This is a genomic window from Flavonifractor sp. An82, assembly GCF_002159265.1.
GTDB lineage: Bacteria > Bacillota > Clostridia > Oscillospirales > Oscillospiraceae > Flavonifractor.
Genome location: NZ_NFHG01000023.1, coordinates 1 through 17674 on the forward strand (window position 1 = coordinate 1; position 17674 = coordinate 17674).

The following is a 17674-nucleotide window of genomic DNA, read 5'->3' on the forward strand; positions in this document are numbered from 1 at the left end:
CCTCGGCGAATTTCAGGTACTCCGCCTTTGTCCAGAACAGCATTTCACGTCCCTTGGGCTTGCCCATATTGCCCGCCTGGGCAGCGGGATTGACCTTTAGGTTGTAGTGCCGTACCGCATGGTTGAACACGGCGCTCAACTGATTGTGCAGCGTTTTTAAGTACACCGGAGAGTAGGGCTTGCCGTTCTTGTCCCGGTAACCCAGCATTTCATTCTGCCAGGCGATGACCTCCTTGGAGTGAATGTCGCACATCTTCCGCTTGCCGAAGTACGGCACCAACTTCTTGTAGAGGATATGCTCTTTCGTCCCCCAGGTGTTTTCCTTGATACGGCCTTTCATGTCCGCCACATAGACAGCCACGAAGTTTTCAAAGGTCATTTCCAGGTCGGCGGTCTGTTGTTGCAGGAATGTCCGCTCCCACTCCAGAGCCTCCCGCTTGGTGGGAAAGCCCCGTTTCATTTTCTTTACTTTCTTGCCCGTCCAGTCCTCGTAGTAAAAGGACGCATACCATGTGCCCTTTGCCTTGTCTTTGTATGCCGGCATTGTGGTTCCCTCCTTATTGTCTGTCCCGCAGCCCATAGAATTTTTCCTCGAAGTAGCGCCTGCTTACCCGTCCGGGAATGGTGAGAAAGCCTTTTTTCTTCAGCTCCTCGTTCATCTCCCGCACCAGCTTGTAGGCGTAGGGCTTGGAAATGCCCAGCTCCCTGGCGACCTCCTCTGCTCTCACAAACAGCTCCTTTTCCATGGTCAGCACCTCCTTATTTTAGTTTCGCAAATATGTTAATGTCACCATCTTCATTATACATTAACATAAGTGTTAATGTCAAGAATTTATTTCGCATTTTTGTTAAAGATTATCTTGCATCTTTCGCTTTTTTGCGCTATACTATTGGCAAAGGCGGTGGGATATTATGACAGTCGGAGACAAGATAAAGAAAATCCGCACCTTTCGAGGCATGACACAAAAGGAATTGGGGCTTGCTATCGGCTTTGAGGAAAAGGGAGCGGACAACCGGATCGCCCAGTATGAGACGAATTACCGTGTTCCGAAACGGGAACTGCTGGACAAGATGGCCGAGGCGCTGCGGGTAGACCGCCAGAACTTCTACACCATCGCCCCCGGCTCTGCCGAGGACTTCATGCGGACATTCTTCTGGCTGGACGAGGACAGCCCTGGCGCTATCCGCCTGTTCCAACTTGTCCGCAATCCGGGCAGAGCAGGGGCCGCTGATGATACCGCTGTACGGTACAATGATAGCGATGACTGGCCCGCACACCCTCCCGTGGGTATGTACTTCCAGTATGGCCTTGTGGACGAGTTCATGCGGGAATGGCTTTTTCGTCAGCAGGAGTTACACGCCGGGGAGATCACCAGGGAAGAGTATTTTGAATGGAAACTCAACTGGCCCCATACCTGCGACGATGGCCTGGAAAGCGAATATTATATCCCTTGGCGGAAAAATAAATAAGACAAGCAAAAAAACCGCCCTGCTGAATTTGTCGTTCAGCAGGGCGGTTTTGCTTGTCCCTTTGTGATTATTCTCTTGGGAATACCGGGCGAACACGAATAGTATCAATCCAGTATCAAGAGCCACAGCGATGGGCAAAAAAGCCTGTATTCATGCGGGTTTGCGCCGTTTTGACGGTCATTCCCACTCGATGGTAGCCGGGGGCTTGCTGGTGATGTCGTAGACAATACGGTTGATGCCCTTGACCTCATTGACGATACGGGTGGAGATCCGGTCCAGCACGTCATAGGGGATGCGGGCCCAGTCAGCGGTCATGAAGTCGCTGGTGGTAACGGCACGGAGGGCCAGGGTATAGTCGTAGGTCCGGCCGTCACCCATGACGCCCACGGAACGGGTGTTGGTGAGTACCGCGAAGTACTGGTTGATGTTCTTGTCCTCACCAGCGGCAGCAATCTCCTCCCGGTAGATGGCGTCGGCATCCCGGAGGGTGTCCAGCTTCTCCTTGGTCAGGTCGCCGATGACCCGGATCGCCAGGCCAGGACCGGGGAAGGGCTGGCGCATGACCAGATACTCGGGCAGGCCCAGCTCACGGCCCAGCTGACGGACCTCGTCCTTAAAGAGCAGGCGCAGAGGCTCGATGATCTCTTTGAAGTCCACATAGTCGGGCAGACCGCCCACGTTGTGGTGGCTCTTGATGACGGCGGCATCGCCGGCGCCCGACTCAATGACGTCGGGATAGATGGTACCCTGCACCAGATAATCCACCCGGCCGATCTTCTTGGCCTCTTCCTCAAAGACCCGGATGAACTCCTCGCCGATGATCTTGCGCTTGCGCTCGGGCTCGGCCTCACCGGCCAGCTTCAGCAGGAAGCGGGTCTCGGCGTCCACCCGGACAAAATTGATGTCCCAGCGGGCAAAGGCGGCCTCCACCTCGTCGCCCTCGTTCTTGCGCATGAGGCCGTGGTCCACGAACACACAGGTCAGCTGCTTGCCCACAGCCTCGGCCAGCAGAGCGGCCGCCACGGAGGAGTCCACACCACCGGACAGGGCCAGCAGCACCTTGCCGTCCCCCACCTTCTCCCGGATGTCCCGGATGGCGGTGTTCTTGTAGTCCCCCATGGTCCAGTCGCCGGTGGCGCCGCACACCTCATAGAGGAAGTTGCGGATCATATCAACGCCGTGCTGGGTATGATTGACCTCGGGGTGGTACTGCACGCCGTAGAAGCCCCGCTTCTCGTCGGCAATGGCCACGTTGGGGCAGGCGTCGGTATGGGCGGTGAGGGCAAAGCCCTCGGGCACCTTAGCCATATAGTCGCCGTGGCTCATCCAGGAAATGCCCTGCTCCGGCAGGCCCTTGAAAAGCTTACAGGCGGTGTCGTAGTAGGTCTCGGTCTTGCCGTACTCCCGGGCGGTATCCTCCTGAGCGGCTGTGACCTGACCGCCCAGGGTGTGGGCCATCAATTGGCAGCCGTAGCAGATTCCCAGCACGGGCACACCCAGCTCAAAGATGGCGGGGTCCACATGGGGGGCCTTCTCATCATACACGCTGTTGGGGCCGCCGGTGAAGATGAAGCCGATGGGCTCCATGGCCTTCAGCTGCTCCAGGGGGGTGGTATAGGGCTTGACCTCGCAGTACACGCCGCACTCACGGACACGACGGGCAATGAGCTGGTTGTACTGGCCGCCAAAGTCCAGAACGATCACGGTCTGATGGGACATTCAAGTTCCTTCTTTCTATGGAGTCTATGGTTTTCCAAAGCATTACGCAACAATTACAGTTTAGAATATCATATTTTTTCCCCGGGCGCAATATTTTTCCCGCCGGCGAACCGCCTTTGAAGCAGGCGGTACCATCCCCCGCCCAGGAAAAAGCCGGTGCAGCGGCCCACTGCCGGATTGCCCAGCAGGAGCAGCAGTCCCGCCCACACCACCAGCACCTGCCACGGCTGGACCAGCAGCCAGGGATATTTCAGGCGGATCAAATGAAAGAAAAATCCGTGGAGCAGGTAGATGGACAGGGTATTCTGCCCCAGGCTGGTCACCACCGGGATTCTGCGCTTGAGATGGGGTGCAAGACCCACAAACAGGAGGAAGATCGCGCTGGCGGCGCAGCACATAATCAGTGCCCGTATCTGCCAGCTGTAGCCCAGATCCTCATAGCCGTAGGCCCCCAGCATCATTTTTGCGGTCACGCCCCGCTCCAGTAGCAGCCACTCCAGGAACAGGCAGCACAGGGCGGCAACGCCCAGAACCACAGCTCTGCAGGTCCGACCTGCCTCTTTCCAGCGGCTGCGCAGACCCTCCGCCCGTCTGAAGTAGTAACCCATCAAAAACCAGGGCTGGAAGGCGATGATCCGGGAGGCGCTCCACTGATAGTCGATACTCTTGTCAAAGCCAACCAGCAGCGCCAGGACCACCGACGCCGCCACCATCAGCCCCTGCTTTACAGGGAACGGCGTATCATATACCGGCAGCAGGAGGGTATAGACCATCAGCACAAAGAGATACCACAGGATCCAATAGGGCCTGGAAAACTGAACATGGACCCATGGGTCCCCCAACTTTTCCACAAAGGCGGTGTACAGCCACTGGAGGACCAGATAGGGCAGCGCCATGCCGAAGATCCATTTCGTCCGGTCAAATCTGGCAAACATGCCGCTGAGAAACAGAAAGGCGGGCATATGGAAGGAGTAGATCAGCCCGTAGAGGAGTTCCCTGCGGGGAAATTCCCCCGCGATCTCCAGCAGGTGCCCCAGCACCACCAGTGCCATCAGCAGGAAGCGAATATTATCATACTGATATTCCCGTTTTCTCATACCTGTTCCGCCTTCTCTCTCTTCCCACACGTCCTGTTCAGGATAGCATGTTTTTCCCCATCCCGCAACAAGGCAAAATCCGCCGGACCATATGGGTCCGGCGGATTTCTCTTTAGTCCTTCACCTCTGCGCCGCCCCATTCCACGGCAGTGAAGCCGGTGCGCTCTGGAGCGGTGAGGATCTGGTGCTCCATCTCCACCGGCTGGTCCAACTCCTGCCAGGCCATAAACACCCGGATCAGGGTATCAGGTACCGGGTCGATGGTAAGCACAGCACTGTCAGTGTAGGCCGTAGTCTGGAAAGAAATCAGATTCCAGGCGTTCCCTTCCATCCTGGGCAGCCAGTAAATAATAAACTCGTTGGCCTCTTGTTCCGTCAAACCCAGGTCAGTCAGAGCACCCTCCAGGAAAGCGGCGGTGTCCGCCCCCGCCACGCAGAAGCCGGTGGAGAAATCATACTCTGTGTCCGTCTCCCCCTCCCAGAACAGGCAGTAGTATTCCCTGCCGGTAAGGGGATCAGTGAGGGTACCGTCGGGAGAAGCGTCCACCGTCCACCCCTCCCCGTACGCCGGGTAGGTGGAGGTCAGTTCCCCGTCAAAGTCCAGCGTAACGGAGACTTGTGTCTCCCGCTCGGGATAAAGATAAATCACTGGCTTGGCAGGGGCCACGGCACCATCCTCATGTACGTTTTTCGCACAGCCAGCCAGCCCGGCACCCAGCAGGGTCAAAGCCAGCATCAGCAGTAGCCATTTTTTCATCGCGCTACCTCCGTTCCTCCCCACTCCACGGCGGTGAAGCCGATGCGCTCCGGGGCAGTAAGGTTCTGGGTCTCCACCTCTACCGGCTCGTCCAGGCCCTGCCAGGCCATGAATACCCGGATCAGGGTATCAGGTACCGGGTCAATGGTAAGCACCGCGCTGTCGGTGTAGGCCGTAGTCTGAAAGGAAATCAGGTTCCAGGCGTTTCCCTCCATTCTGGGCAGCCAGTAGATGATGAACTCGTTGGCCTCCTGTTCCGTCAGGCCAAGGTCGGCCAGAGCACCCTCCAAAAAAGCGGCGGTGTCCGCTCCCGCCACACAGAAGCCGGTGGAGAAGTCATACTCCGTGTCCGTCTCCCCCTCCCAGTACAGGCAGTAATACTGCCGCCCGGTGGAGGGATCGGTGAGGGTGCCATCTGGGGCCGCATCCACCGTCCAGCCATTTTCATAGGAAGGGTAAGTTGATGTCAGCGTGCCATCATAGTCCAGTTTGACATTCACCTGGGTCTCCTCCTCCGGGTAGAGGTAGATCACCGGCTTCTCCGTGGTTGCCTCCATGACGCACCCGGACAGTCCCACGGCCAACAGTCCCGCCGCCAAAGCCATTGCCAACCATCTGCGCATAAAAACTCCTCCTTCCAAATTCTGTCCTGTTATTATATCAGACGAATTTGAAAGGAGGAAGTTCCCATTTTATTTAGATCTGGGTAATATCAATGGGCCGCAGGTCGGAGGGCCGGCCCTGGGCACGGACGGTGAGCATGGCCCGGGCGGTGTCGATGGCGGTGATACAGGCCACGCTGTGCTCCACGGTGGAGCGGCGGATGCGGAAGCCGTCGGTATCGTGGCGGCGGCCCCGGGTGGGGGTGTTGATGACCAGATCCACGGTGCCCGAGGCGATCATGTCCAGAATATTGGGGTGGGCCTCAGAGACGCGGGCCACCTTACGGGCGGGGATGCCGGCGGCGTTGAGGGCGTCGCAGGTACCGCTGGTGGCCAGGATCTCGATGCCCATGTCAGCAAAGCCCTGCGCGATGCCGATGATCTCTCCCTTGTCCTCATCCTTGACGGTGATGATGATGCGTCCGCCCTTCTTGGGGGCCTTCATGTTGGCACCCTTGAAGGCCTTCAGCAGGGCCTGGGGGAAGGACTCGGCCAGGCCCAGGCACTCGCCGGTAGACTTCATCTCGGGGCCCAGGCCGGTATCCACGTCGGTGAGCTTCTCGAAGGAGAAGACGGGCATCTTCACGGCATAGTAGTCGGCCTCCTTATATATGCCGGTGCCGTAGCCCAGGTCCTTCAGCTTCTGGCCCAGCATGACCTTGGTGGCCAGGTCGATGATGGGCACGCCAGTAACCTTGGAGATATAGGGGATGGTACGGGAGGAGCGGGGGTTGACCTCGATGACGTACACCACGTCGTCGTAGATGACGAACTGGATGTTCACCAGGCCCACCACCCCCAGGGCGCGGGACAGGTCATAGGTGTAGCGGTAGATGGTCTGCTTGTGCTTCTCCTCAATGTGAATGGGGGGATAGACGGAAATACTGTCGCCGGAGTGGACGCCGGCCCGCTCGATGTGCTCCATGATGCCGGGGATGAGCAGGTCCTCCCCGTCGAACACGCCGTCCACCTCCACCTCGCGGCCCATCAGGTACTTGTCCACCAGGATGGGGTGCTCCTGCTCCACCTGGTTGATGATGCGCATGAACTCGGTGATGTTGCGGTCGTTGTAGGCGATCTCCATGCCCTGGCCGCCCAGCACGTAGGAGGGACGCACCAGCACAGGATAGCCCACCTCGTAGGCGGCCTCCAGGGCCTGCTCAGTGGTGAACACCGTCTTACCGGCGGCACGAGGGATGCCGCACTGGTTCAAAATTTCGTCAAACCGCTCCCGGTCCTCGGCGGCGTCCACGCCGTCGGCGGAGGTACCCAGGATGGGCACACCCATGTTGGTGAGAGCCTGTGCCAGCTTGATGGCGGTCTGGCCGCCGAACTGCACCACGGCGCCCCAGGGCTTCTCCAGCTCCACCACGGCCTCCACGTCCTCAGGGGTCAGAGGCTCAAAGTACAGCTTGTCGGCCACATCGAAGTCGGTGGACACGGTCTCGGGGTTGTTGTTGATGATAATGGTCTCATAGCCCAGGCGCTTGAAGGCCCAGACGGAATGGACGGAGCAGTAGTCGAACTCGATACCCTGGCCGATGCGGATGGGGCCGGAGCCCAGCACCAGCACCTTCTTCTTGTCCTGCCCGGGCCGGTGGGCCGCGGGAGTGGCGGCGGCCAGATAGGGAGCCTCCGGGATGTGGGGAGCCAGTTCGCCCACCTGGGGCAGATGGAGCTCCTCGGCGGCCTCGTTCTCCTCGTCATAGGTGGAGTAGTAGTAGGGGGTCTGGGCCTCAAACTCGGCGGCACAGGTATCCACCATCTTGAAGGCGGGGCGGATGCCGTAGCTCTCCCGCAGGGCCTTGATCTCTCCCCGCTCCTTGCCGGACAGGGCGGCGATCCAGGCGTCGGAGAAGCCCATCTCCTTGGCCATGCGCAGGGTATCGGCGTCCAGATGGCCGTGGTCCAGCTTGTCCTCCATGTCCACAATGTTCTGGAAGCGATCCAGGAACCACAGGTCGTACTTGGTGATCTTGTTGATCTTCTCGGGGGAGAAACCTCGGCGGAGGGCCTCGGCCACCACGAAAAGCCGCTGGTCGTCGATGTTTACCAGCCGGTCCTCGATCTCCTCGGTGTACAGCTCATCCAGGCCGGGCAGACGCAGGGACTTCACCGGCAGCTCCAGGGAGCGGATGGCCTTCATCAGGGCACCCTCGAAGGAGTTGCCGATGGCCATAACCTCGCCGGTGGCCTTCATCTGGGTGCCCAGGGTGCGGCTGGCGGTGGTGAACTTATCAAAGGGCAGGCGGGGGATCTTGAGCACGCAGTAGTCCAGGGTAGGCTCGAAGCAGGCGGTGGTCTTGCCGGTCACCGCATTGGGGATCTCGTCCAGGGTATAGCCCAGGGCGATCTTGGCGGCCACTTTGGCAATGGGGTAGCCGGTGGCCTTGGAGGCCAGGGCGGAGGAGCGGCTCACACGGGGATTGACCTCGATGACGGCGTACTCGAAGGAGTCGGGGTTCAGGGCCAGCTGCACGTTGCAGCCACCCTCGATCTCCAGAGCGGAGATGATGTCCAGGGAGGCCTTCCGCAGCATTTGGAACTCCCGGTTGGCAAGGGTCTGGGTGGGGGCCACTACGATGGAGTCGCCGGTGTGGACGCCCACCGGGTCCACGTTCTCCATGGAACAGATCTGGATCACGTTGCCGGCAGAGTCCCGCATGACCTCGAACTCGATCTCCTTCCAGCCGGAGATGCACCGCTCGATGAGGACCTGGCCTACACGGGAGAGGTGAATACCCCGGTCGGCGATCTCCCGCAGGGACATCTCGTCATAGGCGATGCCGCCGCCGGTGCCGCCCAGGGTGTAGGCGGGGCGGACGATGACGGGATAGCCGATGCTCCCGGCGAAGGAAACGGCGTCCTCTACGCTCTCCACCACGTCGGAGATGACGCAGGGCTGGCCGATGGCCTCCATGGCGTCCTTGAAGCCCTGGCGGTCCTCCGCCTTGCGGATGGACTCAGGGCTGGTGCCCAGCAGTTTCACGCCGTACTGCTGCAGGATGCCCTGCTCGTGGAGGTTCATGGCCAGATTCAGGCCGGTCTGGCCGCCCAGGGTGGGCAGAATGGAGTCGGGCCGCTCCTTCTGGATGACCTGCTCCACGCTGGCGATGTTCAGGGGCTCGATATACACATGGTCGGCGATGTCCTTGTCGGTCATGATGGTGGCGGGGTTGGAGTTAACCAGCACCACCTCCACGCCCTCTTCCTTCAGGGCCCGGCAGGCCTGGGTGCCGGCGTAGTCAAACTCGGCGGCCTGGCCGATGACGATGGGGCCGGAGCCCAGCACCAGCACCTTCTTGATATTCGGATTCTTGGGCATTACCGGTCACCTCCCTTCATGCTGTCCACAAAGCGGTCAAAGAGATATTCGGTGTCCATGGGCCCAGGGGAGGCCTCGGGGTGGAACTGGACGGTGAAGCAGTTGGGCCGCTTGTACTTGAGGCCCTCCACGCTGCCCTCGTTGACGTTGATGTGGGACACCTCGGCCACAGCGGGGTCCACGCTCTCGGCGGTGACCACATAGCCGTGGTTCTGGCTGGTGATGAAGGCCCGTCCGGCGGCCAGATCCTTCACCGGATGGTTGCCGCCCCGGTGGCCGAAGCGCATCTTCCGGGTCTCGGCGCCGGTGGCCAGGGCCAGCAGCTGATGGCCCAGGCAGACGGCAAAGAGGGGCAGGCTGGAGTCGTAGAGCTTGCGCACCTCCTTAATAATGTCCACATTGTCCGCCGGGTCGCCGGGGCCGTTGGACAGCATGACGCCGTCATAGCCGCCGGACAGGATGGTCTCCACCGGGGTATGGGCGGGGTAGACCATGACCTGGCAGCCCCGCTTCTGGAGGCAGCGGATCATGTTTTCCTTCACGCCGTAGTCCATCAGGGCCACCCGCAGCAGCTGCTCCCCCAGAGCGGGGTAGAGCTGGGGCTCCTTGCGGGTCACCTTCTCCACGGTGCCCTCCACCCGGTAGGCATGGATCTTCTCCAGACACTCCTCTACATGAAAATGCTCCGCACAGGTGATCATGCCATTCATGGTCCCCTGACTGCGGAGTATTCTGGTCAATGCCCGGGTATCCACGCCCTCGATCCCGGTAATGTCATATTGTTTCAGATAGGCGTCCAGCTCCCCTTCACAGCGGAAATTGCTGCCCCGCCGTGCCAGGTGCCGTACGATAAAAGCCTCGGCCCAGGGCCGGGAAGACTCGTTGTCCTCGTGGTTCACGCCGTAATTGCCAATAAGGGGATAGCTCATCACGATCCCCTGTCCCGCATAGGAGGGGTCGGTCAGGATCTCCTGGTAGCCGGTCATGGAGGTGTTGAATACCATCTCACACACCCGGTCGGCGGGAGAACCCATGCTGACGCCCTCAAAGACAGCGCCGTTCTCAAGAATCAGGGTCGCCTTCATCTCCTGCATCACGCCTTTCTTTCCTTGGTATTTGTTCGATTGTACTCTAAATCTTTTCCTGGGGCAACTCTCTTTCTTCCTCAATTTTCAAAATTGTAATTTTGGACAAAATCCGGGGCGTCACTGCCGTTTTTCACGGTCAATGCGCCCCGAATATCTCAAAAATCTAAATTTGGCCTCATAATTATTTTGGTGGCTCCACATCCACCACCACCAGCTCCGGCCGGTTGAACAGGCGGGGCACCCGGGTGCTCTCCCGGGCCAGGCCCCGGCTGACAATGAGGGTGGTATTGCCCAGCTCATAGCGGCCGCCGGCGTAGGAGGGGAAGAAGCCCTGATTGGGGGCCAACACCCCGTTGATCAGGCCGGGCAGCCGCCACTGGCCTCCATGGGCGTGCCCAGCCAGCACCAGGTCGAAGCCGCTGCCGGCATAGTCGGTCACCCGCTCAGGCCGGTGGGTGAGCAGTATAGAGAAATGGCTGCCGTCCAGGCTGCCGCTGGCGGCAGACAGCTGCCACTGCCACCGCGCCTCCCCCGCTTCGGGATCGTCGATACCGCCGATCTGGAGCATCTGACCGCCCGCCGCGGCACAGACGCAGTCGCCGTCCAGTACCACGGCCCCGCAGGCCTCCACCAGCCGCTTGATCTCCGCCAGCCGACCGGTACGGTATTCATGGTTGCCCGAGGCATAGTACACCGGCCACCGCTCGGCCAGCTTTTTGATGGTGCGCAGGGCCCGCCATTCCTCCAGCCGCGGATGGTCGTCCACAATATCGCCGCACATTACCACCAGATCGGGGTCCTGGGCCGCCACAGCCCGCAGCAGATCGTTCTGGTTTTTCCCATATTTACAGGCGTGTAGGTCGGTGAGCACCGCCAGACGGATGGGCGCCTCCACCTTTTCGCTCTCCACCACATAGTGCCGCACCGCCAGACGCGCATCCAGGGCCGCCAGCAGGACACCGGCTGCCGCGCTCCCTGCGGCCAGGGCAGCCACTGTCTTTTTCTTCATTTGGTTCCTCCTTCTGCATATCCGTTTCTCTCCCGGCCATACTGAAGATATCGCTGTCACGGGAGGTCATTGCATGGTCATCGCGTTTCTGCGCACCATCATTCTCTATGTCTTTATCATCGCCGGCATCCGGCTGATGGGCAAGCGCCAGGTAGGTGAGCTGGAGCCCTCCGAGCTGGTGCTTGCCCTGCTCATCGCCGATCTGGCCGCCGTCCCCATGCAGGACTTCGGTATTCCCCTGCTCACCGGTCTCATCCCCATCCTCACTCTTCTATGCCTCACCATGGCCTTGTCGGTGCTCACCATGAAGAGCGTAAAGTTCCGGGCGGTCCTCTGCGGGCGGCCCAGCATCATTGTGGAAAACGGCAAGCTGCGTCAGGGAGAGATGAAGAAAAACCGCTTCACCCTGGACGAGCTGATGGAGGAGCTGCGGATGAAGGGGGTCACCGATCTGTCCACCGTCAAGTACGCCATTTTGGAGACCAACGGCCAGCTGTCCGTCCTCCCCTTCGCCGCCCAGCAGCCCCCCACCGCCCAGGATCTGAACCTCCACCTGCCGGAGCCCGGCCTGCCGGTGGTACTCATCAACGACGGCCGACTCATCCGCCGCAACCTGCTGGGGCGCGGCTTCAACGACCAGTGGCTGGAGAAGCAGCTGAAGGCTCACAAAGTAGACCGGGTCCAGGACGTGTTTCTCATGACGGTGGACGAGACCAATCAGGTCTGTCTCATTGAAAAGGAGGGGGGACGATGAAGCGCTTCTGGATCGCGCTGGCCCTGCTGGCCGCCCTGCTGTGCGGTACCCTGCTCCACACCTATTCCCTGGGTGGCTTTACCAGGCGTCTTACCCACTCTCTGGAGGGGGCCCAGGATCTGGCCCGGGCCGACCGCTGGGAGGAGGCCCACACCCTGACCGAGGAGGCCCTCCAGACCTGGAGTGATCGGGACGTCTATCTCCATGTTCTGCTGCGTCACGCCGATACCGACCAGATCTATGCGGGGTTTCAGGAGGTGCTGGCCCTGCTGGAGAGCCGGGAGTACGGGGAATACGCCGCCGCCAACGCCCGGCTGGTCACCCAGATCGGACTGCTCAGCGAAGCAGAGCAGCTGACCTTAAAAAATGTTCTGTAAATGGGCAGGAGGGGATGCCGCAGCTTTGCAGCATCCCCTCCTCTTCTCCATTCACATCACTTTTCCGCCAGCAGCTTGTTGAGCTCCTCCATAAAGGTACTGATATCCTTGAACTGGCGGTACACCGAGGCAAAGCGGACATAGGCCACCTCGTCCACCGTCTTCAGCCGCTCCATCACCAGCTCGCCGATACGGGCGGTAGGGATCTCCCGGTCCATCTCATTCTGGAGGACCTGCTCGATCTCGTTGGCCATCTCCTCCAGGGCCGCAAAAGATACAGGCCGCTTCTCACAGGCCCGGATCATGCCGTTGAGCAGCTTGGTCTTGTCAAAGGTCTGGCGGCTGCCGTCCTTCTTGATCACCATCAGGGGCAGGCTCTCCATGGTCTCATAGGTGGTAAAGCGCTTATGGCAGGCCAGACACTCCCGGCGGCGGCGGATGCTGGAGCCCTCGTCCGAGGGCCGGGAATCCACAACCTTGCTCTCCGGGTGGGCGCAGTACGGGCACTTCACGGCGGCAGACCTCCTTCTATCTCTGGGGCGGGCTTGGACCTCGCCAATATATAGTGGCTATACACAGTGCATTATACCATAAGCTGTTCCCGGTTGGTATCCCTAAAATCAGAAAGTTTTTGCATATGCCAGGAAAAAAGCGGGCAGACTAAGGACGGTGAAAGCGAGGTGAGCGCAATGCAGAACCAGTACAACAACCAGAAGAAGTCCCGTAACCAGAATCCTGCCCCCCAGGACTGCAAGCATCCCCAGAGCAAGAAGCAGGAGCAGCCCCAGGATAAGACCGGTGATCCCAACCGTCATTGACCCCTTTCCCGTGGGCCGGGTGTTCCCGGCCCACAAATTTTTTTAATTTTTTTCATTTTTCCTATTGACATTTTTTTTGGTTTTGCTATAATAACATCTGCGCTTACGAGCGCGGCAATCAAATAGCGGGATTGTGTAAGGGTAGCACAGCAGACTCTGACTCTGTATGTGAGGGTTCGAATCCTTCTCCCGCTGCCAAAGCGAGACAGCCTATGGCTGTCTCGCTTTTTACTTTGTGTATAGAGAACTGCTCAAATAGAACAGCGCGCCAACCACTGGTTGGCGCGCTGTTTTTCTTTTATTGCTCCGGCTGCTGCCTGCAAGGAAACTCCTGTCCTGGAACAAGTCTCTGACGAAGGAATTCCAACAGAGTATGGAGGGCAGGATTCTGGTTATCCTTTCTCCAGAAAAACCGGAAAATTACCCGGCTGCATCCTTTGGGCAAGCCCTGACTGTAAAGTCTGTCCGTATTAAAGGTTGCGCAGTACGCATCCAGCAGGGTAAAGCAGTTTCCCGCACGCAGCCGAAGAAAGAGGTCCTCGGTATTCCTGACCTGAAGAAGTTTTGGGGCGGCAGTGTTGTAATAACGTAAAGTCTGCTCCTGAAAACTCTGAAACATATGGGCAGGGAAAACAGTAAGAATAGTCTGGCTCTGAAAATCTTCCCCGGTAATATGGCCACGGACAGCAATGGGGTTCTCCGGTGCACACACCAGAATCAGCGGAGATTCCATCAGCGCCATAGAGTCGTATTGCTCTCGCTGAGAAAACTGAATATCAGGAATAATAATTGCATCCAAATCCTCCGTCTTCAGCTGCTCCCCTGCCAGCCCGCTGAAAGAGTAGGACAAACGAAGATCAGGATGAGCCTCTTCAAAAGCCCGGAAGTAGCCTTCATATATTTCTTCCAGCAACGCATAACTGTATAGCCCTACCCGAACACCAGCCTGAACAGGCTGGCCTATTTCTCTGGCCTGCATCAGAGCCTGATACAGCTGCCCCTGGATATGCTCGAACTCTTTCAGCAGAAATTCACCAGCGGGAGTAAGCGACAGAGAAAAACGGCTGCGATAAAAAAGCGCAACACCGATCTCTTCCTCCATTTGGCGGATAATCCGACTGACGCTGGGCTGAGTGGTATACAGCCGCTGCGCAGCCTCAGTAAAGCTTAACGTCCGGGCCGCCTCCAGAAACACTTTGATGTGCTTACTTCCAATGCTATACATTTCTGTCCCTCCCGGTCTGCAGCACTTTCTGCAAGACCATTATATCGAATTACCCTGCCGGTGTCACGATAATTCAACAGCCCGGACCGGAGGCGCACACCGATCCAGGCTGTCTCTGAATAAACTTAGTTCTTTTGAATAAATTCAATAAGCACGCCGGAGTTGTCCCGAACAAACATTACGTTGTTGTTCTCCATCCTTATCTCATGGGCAATATCCACACCGTTGGCCACAAATTTTTCCTTCAGCGCCTGCATATCCGGCACCTCAAAGGCCACATGCTTGGTCCCAACGGTCTGCAGATCAGAGTTGGGCGTCAAGCGCTCCTGGGGAAGCGGCTTGGGTGCATCGTACCGGAAAAGTTCCAGCTGAAACTCTCTATTCTGAAGAAAGCAGACACGCGCTTTCAGTGCAGGCACATATTCATCCTGCACCAGAGCAAAGTCCAGATTTTTTGCATACCATGCCAGCGCGGCGTCCATATCAAGGACGCTGATGCCCACATGCAGCGCTTTATAAGTCATACTTTCATCCTCCTCAGATCAGGCCGGGGATCATGACATACAGCAGCACAGCTGCCAGCGCAGCGGCGGTGGTCCAAACCACAGTCTGCCAGAAGTACGCAGGATAGGACTGGAGATGGTTTGTCTTGGACATAGACTGGCAGATAAGTACCGTACCATTCCAGGGCAAAGATTCAAAGGTAATGGAAGTAAAGGCGGCGATACGCAGCACTGCGTGGGGGTTGATGTCGATTCCCCTGGCCTGGGCCACGGAAAGCGCAAGGGGAATGGAAACCATCAGCGCAGCCGGAGGCGAAGAGGTAAAGAGCACGATCAGAGCCACCGCCAGGAATACGAACAGATAGATATTGATATTCCAGGAGGCCAGGATCTCGGTCAGGCCCTGGAATGCGGAGGTAGACTGAATGACAGCAGCCAAAGCGGCAGGTGCGCTGATCATCATCAGGGCTCCGGGGAATTGATCAGCGCCGGCATTGAGCGTAGTCTTGATCGCCGCAATGCCGGAACACTGTGTACCATGCGGAGAAACACGGGGGATATACTGCTGCATCAGTGCCAAGTTGATCAGAATACCAGCAGTAAGGGCAATAGCAATATTCAGATGGAGTACGGTGTAGCAGACAAAAACAGCAATAAGGGGCAGCAGCGCCACAAAAAAGTTGGGCAGCTTACGCTCCGTGGCATCAGGGATCTTCTGTACCGGGCCGTACTCAAAGTGCTCGCCGGCAGCCCGTGCTTTGGTAATCATGATATAAAGTGTCAAAAATCCACCCACAGCAATAATAACAGCACCCACAATACCGGAAACCATGCCAGAGGTGGCGCTCACTTCATAACCCATACTGTTCATCGCAGAAACCGCGATCACGTTGGTGATCTGGGGCGCGCCGGGCGCTGCCATAAAAGCACAGTTCAGCACCAGTAAGCCGGGAATAAAGCGCCGGGGAATATCACAGGCTTCCGACATGAACAGAGCCACAGGGAACAGAGTAAAGGTGAGCACATAACCATCAATACCGCCCATAGTAAACAGGCCACCAATGATCAGCATGATGAACAGTGCAATTCCAATCTTTCGGTTTCCGGACTGATTCTTCAAAAAACTTTTGACCAGCATATCGGCAATGGAAGTGGCCGCACCGGTATCAGTAAAGATCCGTCCCAGGATACAGCCCAGGAAAACAATAGAAAACAAGCTGGTCATGATCCCATAGATTCCGCTCACATAGGTTTCGGTAAATGCGGAGAGGGGATCCATTGTGTTGGTGACTGCGACGATCACGGCGCAGATAGCGGAGACATAGTAACTGCTGAATCCAATATAGACTAACAGTAGGAAGAGTACGAGTGAAACAATAATGCCTATGAGTCCCAAAGACATTGTGTTTACCTCCTTCAGTGTTCTCTCTTTTTCGCATCGCGGAGTTGGATCGGTCGACCACCGCTATTTTAGCAGATCCACTGTATGCAATAAAATCGAACTTTTGAATCTTAGATATGCAATAATTCATTGCCGCAAAAGGAAAGATATACTTTTCGTTGGGATGAATTGTCAGTATAATTATCTTGCTGATAGAACTGCGTCTCAGTATCTGCCCTGATCCCGATGACGCTCAAGGAGGAATAAATATGCAAATGGACAAAATGGTAATCTTTCATAACCTGCTGGACGAAAACGCCCGCCCTGCTATGGAGCGCTGGTTTCGCCGCAGCCACGTGCCCGACGTACTGGTTCAATTTCCCTGGACGGTCCGCTATCTGCTATACCGTCCCGTGCCCGCCCCTCCCGGAGCGGAAAACGCCGGTTTGTATACCTACCGCATCCATGAAAACTGGGCTTTTCACATTGATGACCGGCGGGGCCGTAAAGGCCTGATCGGCATGACCCCCGAACCAGTGAAAGACGTTATTGATGCTGATATCATCCATATTCCGGCCGAACCCACCGAGGATTTTCTGGGCCAGGACTGGAGTTATGAACAGCACCCTATCCTCCGCTGGGTAATCGCCTACCGCTACCCTGTAGGAACAGATAAAGAGGCATGCGATCGCTTCTTCTTGGATGTACAGGCCAAGGAGATTATGCAGATGCCCGGGTTGATCCGTTTCTTCAGTCATAAGGCGATTGAATTTGAGGGCAGCGCCCTACCCGTCACCACCAGCGACAAGCTGGAGGGCGGTGACCAGAGCAAGCTGGCCAATCTGATGCGACACTGGGACCGGCTGTCCGAGCTATGGTTTGAGTGCAACGATGACTGGGTAAACGCGGTGCTGCGTAATCCGCCCAAGTTTACCAAACCTGATTGGGCCACCTCTGATACCTTTCCCTTCCTCAAGCCCAAGGATGATTTCATCCACACCTTCCTGCTGGAGTCTCCCGACTGCGACTTCGCTAAAAACTTTTCTCAGTTGTACTATTGACCTGACACACAGCAGCACACTTTGTCTACGCACCTCCTCCCTGTCCCCAGCGTATACTGGGACTGTGAAGGGCAGACGCCTCTCACAAATTTGATTGGGGGTACTTCATCATGTGCTGTAGCAACTGGAATCGCTGCTGCTGCCGCTGCTGTGGCTGCCGCTCCTCCCAGAACTCCGGGAACACCAATTCCCAGTTCTCCAACCTCTCCATCTCCATGGAGTCCGGGAATGGCACCGGCCTGCCGGTGTATCTCACCATCCCCGCTTACCTGTGGGGCAACACCCAGGACGAGGACGACAACTCCTGCGGCTGCCGCTGCTGCTAAACCCCGCGCCGCCCTTCATCGGGCGGCTACTTACCCCCAATTTTCGCCCTGCGATCAAATCGCAGGGCGTTTTTTTATCCCCTTTTGTGAATTTAAACAGTT

General features: G+C 57.7%; 19 protein-coding genes and 1 tRNA gene. 7 read left to right on the forward strand and 13 right to left on the reverse strand.

The genetic code is table 11. The annotated features are described in order from the left end of the window. Together B5G34_RS16005 and B5G34_RS16010 are read right to left on the reverse strand one after the other, a co-directional pair. A partial coding sequence (locus tag B5G34_RS16005) for an Arm DNA-binding domain-containing protein (RefSeq protein WP_204245969.1) occupies window positions 1-544 on the reverse strand: 544 nt, incomplete at its 3' end. A 13-nt stretch (window positions 545-557) separates the two neighbouring features. Continuing rightward, window positions 558-746 carry a hypothetical protein gene (locus tag B5G34_RS16010; RefSeq protein ID WP_004010379.1) on the reverse strand — a complete coding sequence of 63 codons (189 nt, stop codon included), beginning with the start codon at window positions 744-746 and terminating at the stop codon, window positions 558-560. Window positions 747-912: 166 nt separating this feature from the next. On the opposite strand from B5G34_RS16010, the gene B5G34_RS16015 reads away from it, so the two are divergent. After that, window positions 913-1470, forward strand: coding sequence for a helix-turn-helix transcriptional regulator (locus tag B5G34_RS16015; RefSeq protein WP_004010378.1), 558 nt, complete (start codon window positions 913-915; stop codon window positions 1468-1470). Between the two features lie 177 nt (window positions 1471-1647). Here the strand turns inward: B5G34_RS16015 and guaA are convergent, their stop codons facing one another. The 7 genes from guaA to B5G34_RS16050 form a co-directional block, all read right to left on the reverse strand. Continuing rightward, a complete protein-coding gene (gene guaA, locus B5G34_RS16020) occupies window positions 1648-3189 on the reverse strand; it encodes a glutamine-hydrolyzing GMP synthase (RefSeq protein ID WP_087339885.1) in 1542 nt (513 codons plus the stop codon). Window positions 3190-3257: 68 nt separating this feature from the next. After that, the gene (locus B5G34_RS16025; protein ID WP_087339888.1) at window positions 3258-4286 is read right to left on the reverse strand and encodes an acyltransferase family protein; all 1029 of its coding nucleotides are present in this window, start codon (window positions 4284-4286) and stop codon (window positions 3258-3260) included. A gap of 112 nt (window positions 4287-4398) precedes the next feature. Further along, window positions 4399-5043 (reverse strand): hypothetical protein, encoded by a 645-nt coding sequence (locus B5G34_RS16030; RefSeq protein WP_087339892.1) that lies wholly within the window; start codon window positions 5041-5043, stop codon window positions 4399-4401. Beyond that, a complete protein-coding gene (locus B5G34_RS19310) occupies window positions 5040-5666 on the reverse strand; it encodes a hypothetical protein (RefSeq protein WP_087339895.1) in 627 nt (208 codons plus the stop codon). Before B5G34_RS19310 ends, B5G34_RS16030 begins: the two co-directional genes overlap by 4 nt. A gap of 73 nt (window positions 5667-5739) precedes the next feature. After that, window positions 5740-9030 carry a carbamoyl-phosphate synthase large subunit gene (gene carB, locus B5G34_RS16040; protein WP_087339898.1) on the reverse strand — a complete coding sequence of 1097 codons (3291 nt, stop codon included), beginning with the start codon at window positions 9028-9030 and terminating at the stop codon, window positions 5740-5742. After that, window positions 9030-10124 (reverse strand): carbamoyl phosphate synthase small subunit, encoded by a 1095-nt coding sequence (locus tag B5G34_RS16045; RefSeq protein ID WP_087339901.1) that lies wholly within the window; start codon window positions 10122-10124, stop codon window positions 9030-9032. Before B5G34_RS16045 ends, carB begins: the two co-directional genes overlap by 1 nt. A gap of 175 nt (window positions 10125-10299) precedes the next feature. Beyond that, window positions 10300-11127 (reverse strand): metallophosphoesterase, encoded by an 828-nt coding sequence (locus B5G34_RS16050; protein ID WP_087339904.1) that lies wholly within the window; start codon window positions 11125-11127, stop codon window positions 10300-10302. Between the two features lie 73 nt (window positions 11128-11200). Between B5G34_RS16050 and B5G34_RS16055 the strand changes: the two genes are divergently transcribed. Together B5G34_RS16055 and B5G34_RS16060 are read left to right on the forward strand one after the other, a co-directional pair. After that, complete coding sequence (locus B5G34_RS16055; RefSeq protein ID WP_087339907.1) at window positions 11201-11881, forward strand: DUF421 domain-containing protein; 681 nt, start codon at window positions 11201-11203, stop codon at window positions 11879-11881. Then, window positions 11878-12258 (forward strand): DUF4363 family protein, encoded by a 381-nt coding sequence (locus B5G34_RS16060; RefSeq protein ID WP_087339910.1) that lies wholly within the window; start codon window positions 11878-11880, stop codon window positions 12256-12258. The genes B5G34_RS16055 and B5G34_RS16060 overlap by 4 nt, the downstream gene beginning before the upstream one ends. 56 nt (window positions 12259-12314) lie before the next feature. Here B5G34_RS16060 and nrdR read toward each other — a convergent pair whose 3' ends face one another. After that, window positions 12315-12770, reverse strand: coding sequence for a transcriptional regulator NrdR (nrdR, locus tag B5G34_RS16065; protein ID WP_087339912.1), 456 nt, complete (start codon window positions 12768-12770; stop codon window positions 12315-12317). A 177-nt stretch (window positions 12771-12947) separates the two neighbouring features. Between nrdR and B5G34_RS19460 the strand changes: the two genes are divergently transcribed. After that, window positions 12948-13076 carry a hypothetical protein gene (locus tag B5G34_RS19460; RefSeq protein ID WP_275532306.1) on the forward strand — a complete coding sequence of 43 codons (129 nt, stop codon included), beginning with the start codon at window positions 12948-12950 and terminating at the stop codon, window positions 13074-13076. A gap of 124 nt (window positions 13077-13200) precedes the next feature. Continuing rightward, a tRNA-Gln gene (locus B5G34_RS16070) sits at window positions 13201-13274 on the forward strand. Between the two features lie 100 nt (window positions 13275-13374). Here B5G34_RS16070 and B5G34_RS16075 read toward each other — a convergent pair. From B5G34_RS16075 to B5G34_RS16085, 3 genes are all read right to left on the reverse strand, one after another. Next, the gene (locus tag B5G34_RS16075; protein ID WP_087339914.1) at window positions 13375-14301 is read right to left on the reverse strand and encodes a LysR family transcriptional regulator; all 927 of its coding nucleotides are present in this window, start codon (window positions 14299-14301) and stop codon (window positions 13375-13377) included. 125 nt (window positions 14302-14426) lie between these two features. Further along, on the reverse strand, window positions 14427-14825 hold the full coding sequence (locus B5G34_RS16080; RefSeq protein ID WP_087339917.1) for a VOC family protein: 399 nt from the start codon (window positions 14823-14825) through the stop codon (window positions 14427-14429). A 13-nt stretch (window positions 14826-14838) separates the two neighbouring features. Beyond that, window positions 14839-16206, reverse strand: coding sequence for a GntP family permease (locus B5G34_RS16085; RefSeq protein ID WP_087339920.1), 1368 nt, complete (start codon window positions 16204-16206; stop codon window positions 14839-14841). A gap of 248 nt (window positions 16207-16454) precedes the next feature. Between B5G34_RS16085 and B5G34_RS16090 the strand changes: the two genes are divergently transcribed. Together B5G34_RS16090 and B5G34_RS16095 are read left to right on the forward strand one after the other, a co-directional pair. Further along, a complete protein-coding gene (locus B5G34_RS16090) occupies window positions 16455-17246 on the forward strand; it encodes a hypothetical protein (protein ID WP_087339924.1) in 792 nt (263 codons plus the stop codon). Window positions 17247-17356: 110 nt separating this feature from the next. Then, a complete protein-coding gene (locus tag B5G34_RS16095) occupies window positions 17357-17572 on the forward strand; it encodes a hypothetical protein (RefSeq protein WP_087339927.1) in 216 nt (71 codons plus the stop codon). Window positions 17573-17674: the final 102 nt, after the last annotated feature.